Origin of the sequence: Mesorhizobium kowhaii (genome assembly GCF_042431665.1) — a bacterium.
Lineage (GTDB): Bacteria > Pseudomonadota > Alphaproteobacteria > Rhizobiales > Rhizobiaceae > Mesorhizobium > Mesorhizobium kowhaii.
Map to the genome: position 1 here is coordinate 433,407 of NZ_JBHLYT010000053.1, position 18,263 is coordinate 451,669.

At 63.9% G+C, this 18,263-nt stretch carries 19 protein-coding genes; 7 read left to right on the plus strand and 12 right to left on the minus strand.

Annotated features, from left to right (window positions below; translation table 11 throughout):
• From ACFFNA_RS29475 to ACFFNA_RS29500, 6 genes are read left to right on the plus strand one after another with little or no spacing between them, the layout of a single operon-like run.
• Positions 1 to 867: a carbohydrate ABC transporter permease gene (locus ACFFNA_RS29475; RefSeq protein WP_378923389.1), complete on the plus strand. Its 867-nt coding sequence runs from the start codon at positions 1 to 3 to the stop codon at positions 865 to 867.
• 3 nt (positions 868 to 870) lie between these two features.
• Positions 871 to 1,968, plus strand: a complete 1,098-nt coding sequence (locus tag ACFFNA_RS29480) for an ABC transporter ATP-binding protein (protein WP_378923390.1) — start codon at positions 871 to 873, stop codon at positions 1,966 to 1,968.
• A 5-nt stretch (positions 1,969 to 1,973) separates the two neighbouring features.
• Positions 1,974 to 3,086 carry a mandelate racemase/muconate lactonizing enzyme family protein gene (locus ACFFNA_RS29485; protein ID WP_111547057.1) on the plus strand — a complete coding sequence of 371 codons (1,113 nt, stop codon included), beginning with the start codon at positions 1,974 to 1,976 and terminating at the stop codon, positions 3,084 to 3,086.
• 9 nt (positions 3,087 to 3,095) lie between these two features.
• Entirely contained in the window at positions 3,096 to 3,425 is a 330-nt protein-coding gene (locus tag ACFFNA_RS29490) for an L-rhamnose mutarotase (RefSeq protein WP_378923391.1), read from the plus strand.
• Positions 3,421 to 4,494, plus strand: a complete 1,074-nt coding sequence (locus ACFFNA_RS29495) for a Gfo/Idh/MocA family protein (RefSeq protein ID WP_378923832.1) — start codon at positions 3,421 to 3,423, stop codon at positions 4,492 to 4,494. The genes ACFFNA_RS29490 and ACFFNA_RS29495 overlap by 5 nt, the downstream gene beginning before the upstream one ends.
• Positions 4,491 to 4,946, plus strand: coding sequence for a MaoC/PaaZ C-terminal domain-containing protein (locus ACFFNA_RS29500; protein ID WP_378923833.1), 456 nt, complete (start codon positions 4,491 to 4,493; stop codon positions 4,944 to 4,946). Before ACFFNA_RS29495 ends, ACFFNA_RS29500 begins: the two co-directional genes overlap by 4 nt.
• 140 nt (positions 4,947 to 5,086) lie before the next feature.
• On the opposite strand, the gene ACFFNA_RS29505 is transcribed toward ACFFNA_RS29500, so the two are convergent.
• The 5 genes from ACFFNA_RS29505 to ACFFNA_RS29525 all read right to left on the minus strand — a co-directional run bounded on the left by ACFFNA_RS29505 (position 5,087) and on the right by ACFFNA_RS29525 (position 10,252).
• On the minus strand, positions 5,087 to 5,743 hold the full coding sequence (locus ACFFNA_RS29505) for a GntR family transcriptional regulator (protein WP_378923392.1): 657 nt from the start codon (positions 5,741 to 5,743) through the stop codon (positions 5,087 to 5,089).
• A 195-nt stretch (positions 5,744 to 5,938) separates the two neighbouring features.
• Positions 5,939 to 7,369 (minus strand): DHA2 family efflux MFS transporter permease subunit, encoded by a 1,431-nt coding sequence (locus tag ACFFNA_RS29510; RefSeq protein ID WP_378923393.1) that lies wholly within the window; start codon positions 7,367 to 7,369, stop codon positions 5,939 to 5,941.
• A gap of 165 nt (positions 7,370 to 7,534) precedes the next feature.
• Positions 7,535 to 8,059: a DUF5943 domain-containing protein gene (locus ACFFNA_RS29515; RefSeq protein WP_378923394.1), complete on the minus strand. Its 525-nt coding sequence runs from the start codon at positions 8,057 to 8,059 to the stop codon at positions 7,535 to 7,537.
• A 5-nt stretch (positions 8,060 to 8,064) separates the two neighbouring features.
• A complete protein-coding gene (locus tag ACFFNA_RS29520; protein ID WP_378923395.1) occupies positions 8,065 to 9,339 on the minus strand; it encodes a metal-dependent hydrolase family protein in 1,275 nt (424 codons plus the stop codon).
• 28 nt (positions 9,340 to 9,367) lie between these two features.
• Positions 9,368 to 10,252 carry a fumarylacetoacetate hydrolase family protein gene (locus ACFFNA_RS29525; RefSeq protein WP_378923396.1) on the minus strand — a complete coding sequence of 295 codons (885 nt, stop codon included), beginning with the start codon at positions 10,250 to 10,252 and terminating at the stop codon, positions 9,368 to 9,370.
• Between the two features lie 145 nt (positions 10,253 to 10,397).
• On the opposite strand from ACFFNA_RS29525, the gene ACFFNA_RS29530 reads away from it, so the two are divergent.
• Positions 10,398 to 11,099, plus strand: a complete 702-nt coding sequence (locus ACFFNA_RS29530; RefSeq protein WP_111547065.1) for a GntR family transcriptional regulator — start codon at positions 10,398 to 10,400, stop codon at positions 11,097 to 11,099.
• A gap of 76 nt (positions 11,100 to 11,175) precedes the next feature.
• Here the strand turns inward: ACFFNA_RS29530 and ACFFNA_RS29535 are convergent, their stop codons facing one another.
• From ACFFNA_RS29535 to ACFFNA_RS29565, 7 genes are all read right to left on the minus strand, one after another.
• The gene (locus ACFFNA_RS29535; RefSeq protein ID WP_378923397.1) at positions 11,176 to 12,222 is read right to left on the minus strand and encodes an extracellular solute-binding protein; all 1,047 of its coding nucleotides are present in this window, start codon (positions 12,220 to 12,222) and stop codon (positions 11,176 to 11,178) included.
• A gap of 81 nt (positions 12,223 to 12,303) precedes the next feature.
• Positions 12,304 to 13,107 carry an ABC transporter permease gene (locus tag ACFFNA_RS29540; RefSeq protein ID WP_378923398.1) on the minus strand — a complete coding sequence of 268 codons (804 nt, stop codon included), beginning with the start codon at positions 13,105 to 13,107 and terminating at the stop codon, positions 12,304 to 12,306.
• Positions 13,104 to 13,973, minus strand: coding sequence for an ABC transporter permease (locus tag ACFFNA_RS29545; RefSeq protein WP_378923399.1), 870 nt, complete (start codon positions 13,971 to 13,973; stop codon positions 13,104 to 13,106). The genes ACFFNA_RS29540 and ACFFNA_RS29545 overlap by 4 nt, the downstream gene beginning before the upstream one ends.
• Before the next feature lie 7 nt (positions 13,974 to 13,980).
• Positions 13,981 to 14,979: an ABC transporter ATP-binding protein gene (locus ACFFNA_RS29550; RefSeq protein ID WP_378923400.1), complete on the minus strand. Its 999-nt coding sequence runs from the start codon at positions 14,977 to 14,979 to the stop codon at positions 13,981 to 13,983.
• 209 nt (positions 14,980 to 15,188) lie between these two features.
• Positions 15,189 to 16,280 carry an ABC transporter ATP-binding protein gene (locus ACFFNA_RS29555; RefSeq protein WP_378923401.1) on the minus strand — a complete coding sequence of 364 codons (1,092 nt, stop codon included), beginning with the start codon at positions 16,278 to 16,280 and terminating at the stop codon, positions 15,189 to 15,191.
• A 4-nt stretch (positions 16,281 to 16,284) separates the two neighbouring features.
• A complete protein-coding gene (locus ACFFNA_RS29560) occupies positions 16,285 to 17,214 on the minus strand; it encodes an ROK family protein (protein ID WP_378923402.1) in 930 nt (309 codons plus the stop codon).
• Positions 17,214 to 18,257 (minus strand): SIS domain-containing protein, encoded by a 1,044-nt coding sequence (locus ACFFNA_RS29565; RefSeq protein ID WP_378923403.1) that lies wholly within the window; start codon positions 18,255 to 18,257, stop codon positions 17,214 to 17,216. Before ACFFNA_RS29565 ends, ACFFNA_RS29560 begins: the two co-directional genes overlap by 1 nt.
• Positions 18,258 to 18,263: the final 6 nt, after the last annotated feature.

Sequence of the window (18,263 nt, forward strand, 5' to 3'; positions counted from 1 at the left end):
ATGGACGAGAATTCTTCCGCCCGCTTGAAGCGCCGGCTCGTAGGCGTCGTCTATCGCATCGGCTTGTTCCTGGCGATGCTGACCATCTGTCTGCCTGGTCTGTGGATCGTCCTGTCGTCGCTGCGACCGACCGTCGAGATCATGGCCAAGCCGCCGGTATGGATCCCGCAGGAGATTGCGTTCGACGCCTATGTCGCCATGTTCAGCGGCATCGGCAAGGGCGGCATCCCGGTGATCGAGTACTTCCGCAACTCGCTGATCATCTCGGTGACCTCGACGGTCATTGCCGTGGCCATCGGCATGGCCGGCGGCTATGCGTTTGCGCGCTACCGCTTCCGCGGCAAATCGAGTGTCTTCCTCGGCCTGATGCTGACACGCACGGTGCCAGGCATCGCTCTGTCGCTGCCGCTGTTCTTCCTCTATGTGCGGCTTGGCATCATCGACACGCATTTCGGGCTGATCCTTGCCTATGTCGCGCTCAACGTGCCGTTCACGATCTGGCTGATCGACGGCTTCTTCCGCCAGGTGCCGAAGGACCTCGCGGAAGCGGCGCAGATCGATGGCTGCACGCGCTGGCAGGCGTTCTGGCAGGTCGAGTTCCCGCTCGCCGGGCCGGGCATCGCTTCCGCAGCGATCTTCGCCTTCCTGACCTGCTGGAATGAATTCGCGCTGGCCTCGCAGCTGACCCGCTCGGTGAGCGCCAAGACGCTGCCGGTCGGCCTGCTCGACTACACGGCCGAGTTCACCATCGACTGGCGCGGCATGTGCGCGCTCGCCGTGGTGATGATCATTCCGGCGCTCACCCTCACCTTTATCGTCCAGAAACACCTTGTCGGCGGCCTGACCTCCGGCGCGGTGAAAGGCTGATCCATGGCAACTGTTTCCCTCACCAAGCTGACCAAGCGCTACGGCAATGTCGGGATCGTGCACGGCATCGATCTCGACATCGCCGACCGCGAATTCATCGCGCTGGTCGGCCCCTCCGGCTGCGGCAAGTCGACAACGCTGCGCATGATCGCCGGACTGGAGGAGATCAGCGCCGGCTCGATCGAGATCGGCGGCCGCGTCGTCAACGACCTGCCGCCGCGCTCGCGCAACATCTCGATGGTGTTCCAGTCCTACGCGCTCTATCCGCATATGACGGTGCGCGAGAATCTCGGCTTCTCCCTGAAGATCGCCGGCGCGGCCAAGGAAGACATGGACCGCCGCGTCGCCGAAGCCTCGGCCATCCTCGGCCTCGACACGCTGCTCGACCGCCGCCCCTCGCAACTGTCAGGCGGCCAGCGCCAGCGCGTTGCCATGGGCCGCGCCATCGTGCGCGATCCCGACGTCTTCCTGTTCGACGAGCCGCTTTCCAATCTTGACGCCAAGCTGCGCACGCAGATGCGCACCGAGATCAAGAAACTGCATGCCAAGGTGCAGTCGACGGTGATCTACGTCACCCATGATCAGGTCGAGGCGATGACGCTTGCCGACCGCATCGTCATCATGCGCGACGGCCATATCGAACAGGTCGGCACCCCCGACGAGGTTTTCCGGCGGCCGGCGACGCGCTTCGTTGCCGGCTTCATCGGCTCGCCGCCGATGAACCTGCACGAAGCCACGATCGACGGTGGCCAGATGGTTTTCGCCAGTGGTGAAAAGCTGCCGCTGCCCGGTCAGTTCAAGGGCAATGTTGCCGCTGGCGACAGAGTGATGTTCGGGCTGCGGCCGGACGACATCTATCCGACCGGCCATGGCATCAGTTCCGGTGGCGTCGCCGACGTCCACCAGATCGAACTGCCGATCACGGTCACCGAGCCGCTCGGCAACGAGACGCTGGTGTTCGTCGAATTCAACGGCACTGACTGGGTGTCGCGCATGCTGAACCCGAGGTCGCTGAAATCGGGGGAGCGTATCGCCATGAGTTTCGACATGTCGCAGGCACATCTGTTTGCCGCCGACACCGGGAAGACATTGCGGAGCTGACGGACATGGCCAGAATCGAGAAAGTCGAACTGCGGATGGTGGACCTTGTCCCCAAGGTCAAGCGCACCGACGCGATCCAGAGCTTCGTCAGCCAGGAAACGCCGATCGTGACGATCACCGATTCCGACGGCGCGGTCGGCACCGGCTACAGCTATACGATCGGCACCGGCGGTTCGTCGGTGATGCGGCTCCTTTCCGACCATCTCGCGCCGCGCCTGATCGGCCGCGACCCCGACATGATCGAGGCGATCTGGCACGATCTCGAATTTGCCACCCACGCCACCACGATCGGTGCGATCACGGCCATCGCGATCGCGGCGATCGACACGGCGCTGTGGGATCTGCGGGCGAAGAAGCAGAAGCTACCACTGTGGAAGCTGGCCGGCGGTGCCAAGGACCGCTGCCCGCTCTACACGACCGAAGGCGGCTGGCTGCACATCGAGACGCAGGCGCTGGTCGACGATGCGCTGGCCGCCAAGGCCAAGGGCTTTCGCGGCTCGAAGGTGAAGATCGGCAAGCCGCACGGCTCGGAAGATCTTGCCCGCCTGTCGGCGGTGCGCAAGGCGGTTGGCGACGGCTACGAAATCATGACCGACGCCAATCAGGGGTTCTCGGTCGATGAGGCGATCCGGCGCGCGGCCAGGTTGCGCGAGCTCGACCTCGCCTGGATCGAAGAGCCATTGCCGGCCGACGATATCGACGGGCATGTGCGGTTGTCGAACTCGACGCCGACGCCGATCGCCATCGGCGAGTCGCTCTATTCCATCCGCCATTTCCGCGAATACATGCAGAAAGGCGCCTGCTCGATCGTCCAGGTCGATGTCGGCCGCATCGGCGGCATCACACCCTGGCTCAAGATCGCCCATGCGGCGGAAGCCTTCGACATTCCGGTCTGCCCGCATTTCCTGATGGAACTGCATGTCAGCCTGACCTGCGCTGTTCAGAACGGCCGCTATGTCGAGTACATTCCGCAGCTCGACCAGTTGACCGGCAAGCACATGCGCATCGAGGATGGGCAGGCGCTGGCGCCCGACGAGCCGGGCATCGGCATCGATTGGGACTGGGATGCGGTCAAGGCCATGAGCATCGCCGAATTCACCACGGCGATCACCAGATAGGAGACGGGCATGCAGCGGATGGGGATGGTTCTGGGGCTGAAGCCGGAAAAGGTCGAGGAGTATGTCCGCCTTCATGCCGCCGTCTGGCCCGACGTGCTGACCATGATCTCGGCCTGCAACATCAAGAATTACTCGATCTACCTGAAGCGGCCGGAGAACCTGCTGTTCAGCACGTTCGAATACCACGGCACCGACTACGCGGCCGACATGGCCAGGATGGCGGCCGACCCGAAGACGCAGGAATGGTGGGCGGTTTGCATGCCTTGCCAGGAACCGCTGGCGACGCGCGGGGAAGGCGAATGGTGGGCAGCGATGGACGAGGTTTTCCATCATGATTGAGGGCGGTTTCGACCCTGCCTCACTCGTCCAGTCCTGGCCCAAACCCTCGACGCCCCGACCGATCGTCACCTTCGGCGCCGGTTCGATCGTCGGCGATGCGCATTTCCCGGCTTACAGGAAGGCCGGCTTCCCGATCGCCGGGCTTTACGATCCCGATCATGCCAAAGCAGAAAAGCTGGCCAGCCAATGGGGTGTGACGGTCTTCCGCACGCCCGAGGAAGCGGCCACTGTCGAGGGTGCGATCTTCGACCTCGCGACGCCACCCACTCACCATGCCGATGTGCTTGACGCATTGCCTGACGGCGCGGTGGCGTTGATCCAGAAACCGATGGGCAGCAACCTTGCCGAGGCGACCGCAATCCTCGATATCTGCCGTTCCAAGAAGCTGCAGGCGGCGGTGAATTTCCAGGCGCGTTTCGCGCCGATGGTGCTGGCGCTCAAGGATGCCATCGCCAAGGGCTGGCTCGGCGAGATCGTCGACTTCGACGCCTGGCTGGCGCTGGCGACACCATGGCAGCTGTGGGAGTTCCTGCTCAAGGCGCCGCGCGTCGAGATCGCCATGCATTCGATCCACTATCTCGACCTGATCCGGCAGTTGCTCGGCGACCCGCACGGCGTGCACGCCAAGACGCTCGGCCATCCCAACCATGCCGTGGCGCAGACGCGCACCAGCGCCATTCTCGACTATGGCGATACCGTGCGCTGCGCACTGTCGATCAATCACGACCACAAATTCGGCCGCCGGCACCAGGCCTCCGAGTTCCGCATTTGCGGCACCGAGGGCGCGGCCTATCTCAAGCTTGGCCTCAACCTCGACTATCCGCGCGGTGAACCGGAGGTGCTGGAAATTTATCCGAAAGGCGGAACCGATTGGATCGCGGTGCCATTGGCCGGAGCATGGTTCCCCGATGCCTTCGTCGGCCGCATGGCCAATGTCCAGCGCTATGCAGCGGGCGAAGACGCGATGCTGATCAGTCCGGTCGAGGATGCGTGGTACACCATGGCGCTGGTCGAAGCCGCCTACCAGTCGAGCGCGGCACCGGCGACGCCGATCGCGGAAAGACCCTGATGGAACAGATCCAGTATTTCGAAGACTACGAGATCGGCGCCTCGCGCCTCACCAGCGGCCGCACCATCACCGAAACCGACTTTGTCGTCCATGCCGGCCATACCGGCGACTTCTTTCCGCATCACATGGACGCCGAGTTCATGAAGACGACGCCGTTCGGCCAGCGCATCGCCCATGGCACGCTGGTGTTCTCGATCGGCATCGGGCTGACGGCAACCATCGTCAATCCCGTCGCTTTTTCCTATGGCTACGACCGGCTGCGCTTCATCAAGCCGGTGTTCATCGGCGACACGATCCGCACGCGCACCACCATCGCGGCCAAGGAGGACGATCCCAAGCGGCCGGGCTCCGGACGGGTGATCGAACGCTGCGAAGTGATCAACCAGCGCGGCGACGTGGTGCTGGCAGCCGACCACATCTACATCGTCGAACGCAGGCCGGCGCAGAGCTGAAACTCGGGGCAATTCCTATGAGCCGGTGGCGCGCGCGGTGATGCGTTCCAGCCGGAGCAGCAGGACCAGTGTCGCCGCCACCAGGATCATGCCTGTGCGCGGCACCCGCCACTGGACTCCGAGCACGCCTTCACCACGGCCTAGGATTTTCGCGACAGACCATCTCCCTCTATCGCGTTGACCAGCGTCTCGCTTCCTTCGCGAAGATGGCGCATCAAAATGCTTACGGCCTTGTCGCCGTCGCGCCGCCGGCAGGCAGCCAGCAGGTCGCGGTGCTCCGTCTGCGAGCGGTTGCGATAGTCCAGGTTCGACAGCAGGATACGGACATAGCGATCGGCCGCGTTGTGATGCGCCTCGATCAGGCCGAGCAATCGCCGGTTGCCGCAGGCATCGTAGAGAGCCAGATGAAAGGCCCGGTTCAGCGCGCCCCATCGGCCGACATTGCGCTCCGCGTCGATCTGGTCGAGCACCTGTTCAGCCTCCTCGAGCTTCGCGCCGGCGAGGCCGGGTACCGAGAGCCGGAGCGCCTCGCTTTCGAGCAGTTCGCGCAGCGCGTAGATTTCGCTGATCTCGGCGCTGTCCATCCGGGCGACATGCGCGCCCTTTGTCGGGTGGATGGAAACAATACCCTCGGCTTCAAGCTGGCGAAGGGCGTCACGAATGGGCATCCGGCTGAAGCCGAACTGCTCGGCCAGCTCGTCCTGGCGAAGCGGAGTGCCTGCCTTTATCGTGCCATTGGCAATCGCCTCGCGCAGGACATTGGCGACCTGCTCGGCCACGGTCCGCGGGCCCTGCATCACGCTTTCCGCAAACCCTCGCAAGCGATGCTCCTTTTCACACGTCGCCCAGCCTAACCGAAGACTCCCTGCATGGATATAAGTATGCCCGTATACGCGCCGTCAGACAGGCGGCGGCGGCAAGGATCGGCACGGCGCCGGTGGATCATGGCAAGGAGAGCATGCCTCGAAACTGGCTACGCCACGTCCGTCGCCTTATTTGCGAGACTGCCCTTTCCGAACGTGACCGCTGACCTGCACGCCGTCCTCGGCGCGCAGGTACAGGAAGCCGGGAATGGACAGCAGCGGGATGATCGCGGTCAGCAGGAACACCTGATGAAAGCGCTCCGGTGTCACGATGTGGGTTTCCCCTGCAACCAGACCCAGCACCATGGCGGCGATTGAAACGCCGAGCGAAACGCTGAGCTGCTGCAGGACGCCGCCGAGGCTGGTGGCGCGGCTGAGCTTGTCCGCCGGCAGGTCGGCATAAGACAGCGTGTTGGAAGTCATGAACTGCGCCGAACGGATGATGCCGAACACAAAGACGTAGAGGCCGATCATCCAGTGCGGCGTGTCGGCGCTGATCAGGGCGAAGCCCGCAACAGCGGCGGAGCCGACAAGCGCGCTACCGATCAGCACGACATTGAAGCCGAAGCGCCGCAACAGCGGCGACAGCAACGGCCGGATGAGCAAGGCGCCGAAGCTGCCGACGAATGTCAGCGAGCCGGAAGTGACCGGGCTCATGCCAAAGCCGACCTGCAGCATCAGCGGCAACAGGAATGGCACGCCGTTGAGGCCGACGCGGCACAGGCCGCCGGCCAGCGTGCCAACCCAGAACGAGCGAAACCGAAACAGCGTCAGGTCGACTGCCGGCGCGACGACGCGGCGCGCATAGCGCCCGAAGGCGAGCAGCAGCAGGACCGCCGCGGCCAGCACCAGCACTGTCGCCGAAACAGGGATGATCGGCCGGCCGATACTCTCCAGCCCGAATTGCAGCAGTGCAACGCCGCACCCCACCATCAGGAACCCGGCGAAGTCGAAGCGTTGCACCGCTTGCTCATGGAAATCGTCGACGAAGCGCAGCGCGGCCAGAATGCCGAGGCAGCCGAACGGCACGTTGACATAGAATATCCAGCGCCACGAGGCATAGGTGGTCAACAGGCCGCCGAGCAGCGGCCCGATGACAGGTCCCATGATGGCGGGCAAGGTCATGTAGGTCATGGCGGTGATCAGCCCGCTGCGCGGAAAGCTGCGCAGCAGGATCAGCCGCCCGACAGGCGTCATCATGGCGCCGCCCAGCCCCTGCAGGGCGCGCATCGCCAGCAGCATGCCGAAACTGTTGGCGATGCCGCACAGCGCCGAGCCAAGGGTGAAGGTGAAAAGCGCCAGCGCGAACACGCGTCTTGCGCCGAACCTATCGGCGAACCAGCCGCTGACGGGAATGAACACGGCCAAGGTCAGAATGTAGGTGGTGATCGCCAGGTTCAGCCTGACCGGCGTCGTGTCGAGGCTGCGCGCGATGGCCGGGATTGCGGTGGTGATGATGGTGGAATCGAGCTGCTCCATCAGAAAGGCGATGGCGACGATGATCGGGATGATGAGTCTCAGCCTCGGGTCGTGCTCGGTGGCAAATTGAGGCTGTTCCAATGCTGTGACCAATTCCGGCGGCTGTGTGCGACCAGTTGGGACCTGATCACGCGGCCTGTCTTATGATCCGACAAAAAGCGGAACGGTAGTCATTTCTGCCTGGATGGAGGTCAACAAATCTTGACTGCAGGCCGCGAGTTCTGCGGCGAAGACGGCAGTGATTGGCTACGGCTTGGCCGCGAAGTCGAGCCGGCAATGGTCGTGCTGGCCTTCGCAAGCGCAGCATGTCTCCTCGCATTCGACTTCCGTCGCTGTCGCAAGACCGAGCAGGAACGAGGAGGCGCCGGTGACAAAACCCTCGAACATGTAGCAGACGCGCTGGCCAGGCCCCTGCCCGGCCTCCAGCGCGAAGATCGAATTCCTCAGGCTGATGCTGCCATGACGGCCGGCGACATCCAGCGCGTCGATCGAGAACTGGCCCCAGCCGCGTTGCGACAGACGCTGAAAATAGTGGCGGAACGTCGCCTCGGGATCGAGGCCCTTACCGCGCACCTGCGCCTCGCACCATTCGATGGCGGACTTTGCGGTCGCCGCTCGCAGGATGGCGCGATAGGCGTCGCGGCCAAGCGCTGCCTCGACCGCGAGATGATTGTTCACCAGGAAGTGCCTGGGCAGGTAGACCATCGGCAGCCCGTCGGTCCGCCAGATGCCGCTCGTCTCGTCGACATCGATCGGAACCGCGGGCTGCATGATGCCTAGGCCGCTTGACGCTGCGCGGCGACCGACGCCGACTGGTCCTTGTAGAGCTCGCCGTCCTTCATGATGACGACGAGGTTCTTCTCATGCACCATCATGTCGAGGTCCTTCAGCGGGTCGCCATTGACCAGCAGCAGGTCGGCGATGAAGCCTTCCTTGACCATGCCGAGTTCGTCGCCGAGGCCCATCACCTGGCCGCCGAGCCGCGTGCCGCATTGCAACGCCTCGCTCGGCGAATAGCCGAGCAGGTCGACGAAATGCTTGAGGTCGCGCGCGTTGGTGCCTTGCGGCGTCTGCGCGAAACCATAGTCGCCGCCGATCAGCGCACGCACGCCGCGCTTGCGCAGTTCGGTGTAGACCTTGCGGCTGTCGTCGAGGATGCGCTGCATGCCGAACTTGACCGCCATCTCGTGGGTGAAGCCGAAGGGCTCGCCCTCGTACAGCGTGCCGTAGATGATGCCGATGGCCGGGCCGACGAAGATGCGGTCCTTGGCCGATTCCAGCGCGTCGAGCGCTTCCTCGTCGGCGGATTCGCAGTGGTAGATGACGTCGACGCCGCACTTCACCGCGCGCTTCACCGAACCGGCGGCGCGGGCATGGCAGTTGATCTTCTTGCCGAAGTCACGCGCGACCGACACCGCCGTCATCACCTCGGCCTCGCTCATCACGGTGAGGCCGCCATGCGCCGCAGGGCTCAGATCATCGCCGGAAATGTTGATCTTGATGTTGTCGGCGCCTTCGCGGCAGCACAGGCGCACCGCCTTGGTGATCTCCTCGACGCCGTCGGCGATCATGCCGAAGCTCTCGTGATACATATGCTGCTGGCGCTCGTCGCCAAGGCCGCCGGTCACAGTGATCTCGGGGCTGCCGGCACGCATGCGCGGCCCCGGCAGGCGGCCGGCATTGATTTCGTTGCGGATGACGATGTCGAGCCTGAGCTTCGAGGTCGCGGCGCTGTAGGCGCTGGTAAAGCCATGGTCGAGCAATGTCTTGGCATTGCGCATGGTGAGCAGAAGGTGCTCCTCGGGCGGGATCAGGCCGAGGTCGGAATCCTTGATCGCGCCGCCGAAGGAAATGTGGGCATGACCTTCGACAAGGCCCGGCATCAGCGTCATGCCGCGGCACTCGACCGTCGTCGCGCCGTCGCCGGACAATTGCCCGGGCGTGCGCGCGATGGTGACGATGCGGCCGTTGTCGACCAGCAGATCGGCCGGAAAGGCATCGACGCCGGTGCCGTCCCAGATCATGGCATTTCGAAACATCACTCTTGTCATGACATCGTCCTTTCGGAGTTGACGGGTTTTATTGGTTGACGGCTTGCGCTGATATGACGTCGTCGGCAACGACATTGGACAGGATGCCGACGTCCTCCAGCTCCACTTCGCAGACGTCGCCATGCTTCATGAACAGCTGCGGCTTGCGCGCCATGCCGACGCCGGACGGCGTGCCGGTGACGAGGATGTCGCCCGGCTCGAGCGTGATCGCCTCGCTGATGATCGAGATCAGCGACGCGACATCGAAGATCATGTCGCTGGTCGAGGCGCTCTGGACGATTTGGCCGTTGAGGCGTGTCTGGATGCGCAGCCCCTTGCCGCCCGGCGGCAATTCGTCCGCCGTCACGAAGATCGGCCCGAAGGATCCGGTGCCGTCGAAGTTCTTGCCGACGGTCCATTGCGGCGACTTGGTCTGGAAGTCGCGGATCGAGGCATCGTTGAAGATGGAGTAACCGGCGACATGGCTCAGCGCCTGGCCGGGGGCAATGTGGCGGCCGGCCTTGCCGATGATGGCGACCATCTCGCCTTCGTAGTCGAGCTGGATCGAGGCCTCCGGACGGCGGATGGCCGCGCCATGCCCGATCAGGCTGGTCGAGAAGCGGGCAAACAGCGTCGGATAGGTCGGCGGCACGAAGCCGCTCTCGATCGAATGGTCGACATAGTTCAGACCGACGCAAATGATCTTGCCCGGCGCCGATATCGGCGGCAGCCATTCGACGGCTTGAGGATCGATCCGTCGTCCGCTGCCCAGCCGCTCGCCTGCCGCCTGCAGCGCCTGTGCGCCTTCGGCGATCAGGTCCTCAAGCCGTCCGGGAAACATCGCATCGCTTTCGTCGATGCCGCGGAACTCACCTTCCGGCAATGCGATTGCCAGTCCGGGTCCCCGCGACGACTTATAGGCTGCAAATCGCACTGGCCACATCCTCGCTTGTGAAGGCTGGACTTTGTTCAGAAATTATATATCTGTCAACAGAGAATATATTATTTTGCATTCTGATTCCTGCCTGGGATAATGTATGAGGGGCATTCGATGGACAGATTCGGCCGCGGGCGAACCAATGGCTAGGGAAGGCTCGATCAATCTCACCCAGGGCGCGTATGAGGATCTGCGCGCCGACCTGTTGTCGTGCCGTATCGCGCCCGGCAGCCGGCTCAAGGTGCAGGAACTGTGCGACAGGCTGTCCGTCAGCCTCGGTGCCATCCGCGAGGCACTGTCGCGGCTGACGTCCGAGGGCCTTGTCGTGGCCGAGCCGCAGCGCGGCTTTCGCGCCGCGCCGATTTCGGCCGAGGACCTGCTCGACCTCACCAAGACCCGCATCCAGATCGAGACGCTGTGCATCCGCCGTGCCATCGAGGTCGGCGACGTCGCCTGGGAATCGCAGCTGGTCGCCGCCCTGCACCGGCTGTCGCGCACGCCCGAGCACACACCGGATGATCCGGTGCATTCGAGCGACGAATGGGCGACCGCGCATGCGGCCTTCCACAAGGCCCTGGTCGGCGGCTGCGACAGCCGCTGGCTGCTGCGCCTGCGCGACCAACTTTACGACCAGAGCGAGCGCTACCGCCGCCGTTCGGTCTCGTTGGCGCCCAATGCCCGCAACATCAGCAAGGAACATCAGGACCTCGCCAATGCGGTGCTCGACCGCGATACCGAGAAGGCAGCCGAACTGCTGGCGGCGCATCTGGCGGTGACCACCGACATCCTGCTGGCCGCCGAAGCCGATGACCTGCCGGCGCGCAAGACAATTGTGCGGGCATAGCGTTTCATTTTCGAGTTCCTCGGACAGGATGTAAAAACGCCGCCCGTACAAACGGGCGGCGTTTTGCGTCACGGGCCTACTGGCGCAGATTGGTCCAGATCCGGTCATAGGCACGGATCGCCTTCTCGTCGCATGACGGTGCAAACGAGATTTTCAGGTCGGCCGGCGGGTTGAACTCCGGCGAGCCGCCAATATCCGCCGCCAGATATTTGTTCGATCCAGCGATCGCACTCTGGTAGCCGGTGTATTTCTGCTGCAACGCGATGTTTTCCGGGTCCATCAGGAAGTTGAGGAACTTCTTGGCGTTCTCGACATTCGGCGCCGTCGAGGGCACGGCGACATTGTCCATCCAGCCGACAACGCCTTCCTTGGGATAGACATATTTGACCGTCGACTTCTGCTGGCGTGTCGCCAGCGCCTTGCCCGACCACTGCTCGTGCATGACCGTCTCGCCCGCAACCTGGCGCTCGACGATGCCGTCGGAATTGTAGACCTTGACGAAAGGCTTTTGCGCCTCGAGCAAGGCATCGAGTTCCTTCAAGTCCGCCGGATTGCTGTTGCACTGGTCCTTGCCGAGATAGACGAGCGCCAGCGACATCACCTCGGTCGGCGAGCCGAACATGCCAACCTTGCCCTTGAGCTCCGCCGGTGGATCGAAGAGTGGCTTCAAGCTGTCGGTCGGCCCTTTGTAGACAGCGGTATCGACCGAATAGGACGTGGTCCCCCACACCCATGGCACGGTGTATTTCGCATCCGGATCCCAGGACCGGTGCTGCCATTTCGGATCGACGTTCTTGAAATTCGGCATCGCCCCAGCATCGACCTCCTGGAACAGCTTCTGCTTGACGAAGATCGGCACGAAGTCGTTGCTGATGATCATCACATCGTAGCCGGCGGCGCCCGAGCTCAGCTTGGCGAGCGCGGTCTCGTTCGAATCGTAGGTGTCGATGGTGACTTTGATGCCGGTCTCCGCCTCGAACTTCTTGATCATTTCGTCCGACGTGTAGTCGGTCCAGTTGTAGATGTGCAGCTCGCCGGCATCGGCGAGCGCGGTGGTGGTGATGGCCCCCATGATGGCGGTGGCCAGGGCAATTCCCGAAAGTCCTTCTTTCCATTTGGTCACGGTCGTTCTCCTCTGGTTTTGTTTTCTTGTTGTGACCATGATCTTTTCCGAAAACCGGCTTCCACTTTTCGGGATCATGGTTCAGGCAAATCTGTTGCGCCGTCCGACGAGCAATGCCGCCGCGACGAAGACGATGGAAACAGCAAGAAGGATGGTGGAGATGGCGTTGACCTCCGGCGTCACGCCAAGCCGCATCATGCCGTAGATGTAGACCGGCAAGGTGGTCGAGCCGGCGCTCGACACCATCATCGAGATCAGAAAATCATCGAGCGAGACGACGAAGGCCATGATGGCGCCGGCCGAGATCGCCGGAATCAGCAAGGGCAGCGTGACGCGGCGAAACAGCCGCCACTCGTCGGCGTAGAGGTCACGGCCGGCCTCCTCCAGCGTGCCGCCCATGTCGCGCAGCCGCGCCTGGATCGGCAACAGCGCGAACGGGATGCAGAAGACGGTGTGGGCGATCATCAGGTTGATGAGCCCGTGATGCATGCCGAGCCCGGAGAAGAAGATCAGCGTGGTGATCGCCACGACGATCTCCGGCACCACCAGCGGCATCGCGATCAGCGCCGTTGCGGCGCTGCGTCCGAAGCTTAGCCGGCCGCGTTCCAGCGCCAGCGCACCGGCCGTGGCAATGGCCGTCGAGGCGACGGTGGCGACGATCGCGATGATGACGCTGTTGAAGGCGGCGTCGCGGATCGAGTTGTTGTTGGCGACCGCCACGAACCATTTGAAACTGAAGCCGACCCACACGGTGACCAGCCGGCTCGAGTTGAAGGCATAGATCACCAGGATCAGCAGCGGCGCGTAGAAGAAGAGGAATATGGCGGCTGTGTAGGCCGACAGGCCCGGCGTGTGCCGCCAGTCAAAGGGTTTTGCGCCAGTCATCGCCGCTCCTCCTGTGCCCTGCGCGAACGGATGACGAAGACGGTCAGCACGACGACCGTGACGACGGTCGAGAGCGCGGCTCCAAACGGCCAGTTGCGCGACGATGTGAACTGCATCTGGATCAGGCTGCCGATCAGCAGCTTCTTGCCGCCGCCGAGCAGGTCGGGGGCCAGGAACGAGCCGAGCGCCGGTGCAAAGACAAGCGTGGCGCCGGCCAGCGCACCTGGTCTCGCCAGCGGCCAGACGATGCGGCGGAAGACGGCGGCGCGACTGGCGTAGAGATCGTGCGCGGCCTCGATCAGCCTGGGGTCTATGCGCTCCAGCGTCGAATAGATCGGCAGCACCATGAAGGGCAGGAAAGTGTAGACGAGGCCGAGCAGGATCGACCCGTCATTGTAGAGCAGCGGCAGCGGGTCGGAGATGATGCCGGCATGGCGCAGCGCGCCGTTCGCCAGGCCTTCGTCGCGCAGGATGAGGATCCAGCAATAGGTGCGGATCAGCGTGTTGATCCAGAACGGCAGCGTGACGGCAAACAGCAGGACCCGCCGCCGTTCCGGCGTCTGGCAGACGATGTACCAGGCAACCGGCAGGCCGAGCACGAGGCAGATAGCGGTCGTGGCAATGGCAAGGTAGATCGAACGCAGGATGATCAGCGCATAGCTCGGCGAAAAAACCAGGCTGTCGTCGAAGTCGCGCTGATACAGGAACTGGAGATAGGCGTCGAATGTCGCCGGCGCCGTGACGCCGCCATAGGGATTGGCGGTCATGAAGGAATAGGCGACCGCCAGGAAGAGCGGCAGCACCATGAAGATGCCGATGACCAGCATAGCGGGTGCAATCAAGAGATAGGTGCGGTTCGGACCCATCGCCGCCTCAGTTCGCCAGTTCGCGTTCGACATCGCGGGCCCAGTCGACGACGACCCTGTCACCGGTCGCCAGTGCCGCGCCACCGCGCGAGCGCGAATGCAGCCTTGCTCCCTCTTCCAGGACAACCTCATAGAGCGTGTCGGAGCCGAGGAAGGTGATGGCTGAAACCGCTCCCCTGGCGTGGCCCCTGGCGCCGTCTGATGCCGGCGAGACGACGATGTGTTCGGGACGCACGACGATCGTCTTGGCCGGGTCGCGGCCAAGGGCAGCCCCCGGCAGCAGATTGGACTCGCCGATGAAGTCGGCGACGAAGCGGTCCTGCGGATTGTCGTAGATGTCCCGCGGCGTGCCGACCTGCAGCACGTCGCCGCTGCGCATCACCGCGATCCTGTCGGACATGGCGAGCGCCTCTTCCTGGTCGTGGGTGACCAGCACGAAGGTGATGCCGGTTTCGCGCTGCAGGCGCTTCAACTCGCTCTGCATGCCCTTGCGCAGTTTGAGATCGAGAGCCGACAGCGGTTCGTCGAGCAGAAGCACACTAGGCTTGGGAGCGAGGGCACGCGCCACCGCGACGCGCTGCTGCTGGCCACCCGACAATTGCGCCGGGCGGCGCGTGGCAAAGCCCTCGAGCCGCACCATTTCCAGCGCTTCCCTGACGCGCTCGTCGATCAGCGATTTCGGCGCGTTCTGCATCTCGAGCCCGAACGCGATGTTCTCGGCGACGCTCATATGCGGGAACAGCGCGTAGCTCTGGAACACGGTGTTGACCGGCCGCTTCTGCGGCGGCAAGGCGGCGACATTGCTGCCGGCGATGCGGATGACGCCCGAGCTCGGCGCCTCGAAGCCGGCGATCAGCCGCAAGAGGGTCGTCTTGCCGCAGCCCGACGGGCCGAGCAACGTGAAGAACTCATTGTCGTAGATTTCCAGGCTGACTTCGTTCAGCGCGTAAACCGGATCGGCGTCCCTGGTCACGAAGGATTTTGACACGCTTTGGATGTCGATCATGACCGGCAAATTCCTGGGACTGCGGTGAGATGGCCGGGCGTGTCGAAGGCCATCGCGGTCTTTCGGAACCGCGCCTAAAAATTCGCTCCAAAATTATATTTGTCAATAAATAATATATTGTTTTTGCTTTCTGACACACGAAAGTGTGGCAGGGAACCATCATCCCCTAGGCCGGGCCCTTCGCAGGTCGTGGCGATACGCCGTGGCGCTCAGAGCACCTTGCCGCTGTCGGGATCGAGCAGGTGCATATGGGCCATGCCAAGCGAGAGTGTCGCGACCTCGCCGGGCTTCGGTGTCGAAGCCGGATCGATGCGCGCCGTTGCCTCCGCGCCGGCGATCAGCACATGCAGCAGCGTCTCCATGCCCATCGGCTCGACCACCTCGACCGGCGCCTTGATGTCGACAACGTCGGGCCGCTCGCGCTGCTCGGTGATGTGCTCGGGACGCAAGCCGAATTCGAGTTCGCGCCCGACATGGCTGGCATAGCGTGCGGTACGGACAGCCGGGACGGCGAGTGCTGTGCCATCGACGAGCACGACCGCGAGCCGGTCGCCGCGTGCTTCCAGGCGACACTTGAAAAAGTTCATGCCGGGGCTGCCGATGAAGCCGGCGACGAAGCGGCTGGCCGGCTCATGGTAGAGGTCGTTGGGCGGTCCGATCTGCTCGATACGCCCCTTGTTCATCACCACGACACGGTCGGCCAGCGTCATCGCCTCGACCTGGTCATGGGTGACGTAGACTGTCGTGGTCGCGACCATCTGGTGCAGCTTCTTGATCTCGGCGCGCATCTTCACCCTGAGCTTGGCGTCGAGGTTGGAGAGCGGTTCGTCGAACAGAAACACTTTCGGCTGGCGCACCATGGCGCGGCCCATCGCAACGCGCTGGCGCTGACCGCCGGACAGCTGGTGCGGCTTGCGCTGCAGCAGTTCGCTGAGGTCGAGGATGTCGGCGACACGGGCGATGCGTTGCGTCACCTCGCTATCCGGCACCTTGCGGATGCGCAGGCCGAAAGCCATGTTCTGCGCGACGGTCATCTGCGGATAGAGCGCGTAGCTCTGGAAGACCATCGCGATATCGCGATCCCTGGCCTGAACGTTGTTGACCAGCCTGCCGCCGATATGGATCTCGCCGCCGCTCGGCCTGTCCAGTCCCGCCACCATGCGTAGCGTCGTCGACTTGCCGCAGCCGGACGGCCCGACGAGGACAACGAATTCGCCCTCGGCGATGTCGAGATCGATATCGTGCACGACCTTCAGATTCTGGAAGCTCTTGGAAACCTGCCTCAGTTCGACATCCGCCATGGCGCTATTCCTTTCCGGCCGGCGCGAACATGTCGAGCGCCAGCGCCGCGGCACCAATCACGCCGGCGTCGTTGCCATGCTCCACCGCCACGATCACCGGCGGGCGGCCGGGCTTGAGCAGCACGAAATCCCTGACGTTGCGGGCAATGCGGTCGGTGAAGAACGGACCGGCCAGCGCCAGGCCGCCGCCGATGATCGCCGCCTCGATGTTGAGCATGTTCGACATGATGCCGATCATCTGCCCCAGCCAGCGCGCCACCTCGTCGACAACCTGCAGCGCGATCGGCTCACCCTGCTTGGCGAGATCGCAGACGGTCTCGGCGTTGGTGGCGTCGGTGTCCGGCTTGAGCTGGCGATAGCGGTTGACGAGCGCGCGGGCGCTGGCCAGGTTCTCGACCATGCCAGGCACCGGATCGGCAATGTCGGTGCGGGCCGGATCGAGCGAGATGCAGCCAAGCTGTGGCGGCAAACCGTCCGGACCGTCGATGACCTTGCGGTCGATGACCATGGCGCCGCCGATGCCCGTGCCAAGCGTCAGCAGCGCAAAGCGGGAGAAGGGACGGCCGGCGCCGTGCCGCATTTCGCCATGGGTGGCGCAGACGGCATCGTTGCGGACGATGGCCGGGACGCCAAAGCGAATGCCGAACAGTTTTGACAGCGACCCCTTCAACAGCGCCGGGATCGCCGGGCAGCGACCGTTCAGCATGCCGGTCTCGGGATTTGGCGTGCCCGGCACACCAATGCCGATGGCCGCGATGTCCGGAAACTGCCGCGTCAGCTCCTCGGTGGCCTTGGTGACCAGATGGACGAAATCGGCAAACTCGATATCCCGATGCACCGGGACAGTGCCGCGCGCCAGCACCTTGCCCGATCCGTCGACGGCGCCGAGCTTGACCAGGCTTCCACCAATATCGATTCCGATCGCGGTTGCCATCAGGCCTCCTTGCGGATGCGCACGTTGAGCCGGCGTCCGAGATTGGGGTAGATCATCTTGTCCGGATCGATGCCACGCGCGATTGCCAGTTCGCAGCCATACCATTGCAGCGGGATCGGCGCCCAGCAACCGGCGAGCCATTGCTGTTTCGGCGCCGTCGGCCAGCTGACATCGAGGTCGAAGCGGGTTGGATGGCCGGAGAGGTTGAGCACGACCGTTCGCGGTCCGAGTTCGGCCAGCGCCTCGCCGAGATTGGCGGCGACTTTCGCCTCGGTCTCGGTCTGCGCGATGGCGATCACCAGGCTGTTGTCCGTCGTGCCATAGACATGACCGTGCAAGGCCTCTTCGGTGTCGAAGGCGGCTGTCGGCACGCCGCTGATCTCCGCGATCTTGAGCGATGCCTCGAGTGCGGTGCCAAGATGCGTCGCCTGTCCGGCGACCAGTATGTAGTCGGGGACGCCGAACCGCGTGATCAGATCCTTTGCAGCCGCCAGACCGGTTTCCGCTGTCTGCTCCAGTTGCGCAAGCAACCCCGACAGATCGACCGCCTTGTTGGCGAGCTTGGCCGCGACCGCCAGCACCGAGATAACGGTGGCGGTATAGCCCATGGTCTTGGGGCCGACCGTCTCCGGGCCGATCGGCATGACGATCACCTCGGCACCCGCCTCCGTAATCAGGCTGCCCTCCTCACCCGTAATGACAAGGGTGGGAAACCCGCGCGCCACGGACAAACGCACCGCCTCGATCGTGGTGATGCTCATGCCGGACTGCGAGGCGGCGAGAACCAGCGTGCGTTGGCCCGATGCCTTGGGCGGCAGCCGCAGGAAAGCCTCCGGCTCCTTGGCGATCACCGATGCGCCCGTCCCCTCCTCCAGCGCCTCGGCGCCGGCCAGAAGCGCATTCATCGACGACCCGGTGCCGAGCAGCACGATCCGCTCCGGCTTCCGGCGCAGGCTGGCGAAGCTGTCGAGATCCGCGCCGATGGCGGCGGGCAGCCCGGTCAGGGTCGAGGGCTGCCGGCGGATGTAAGTGCCTATCTGCATCTTGGT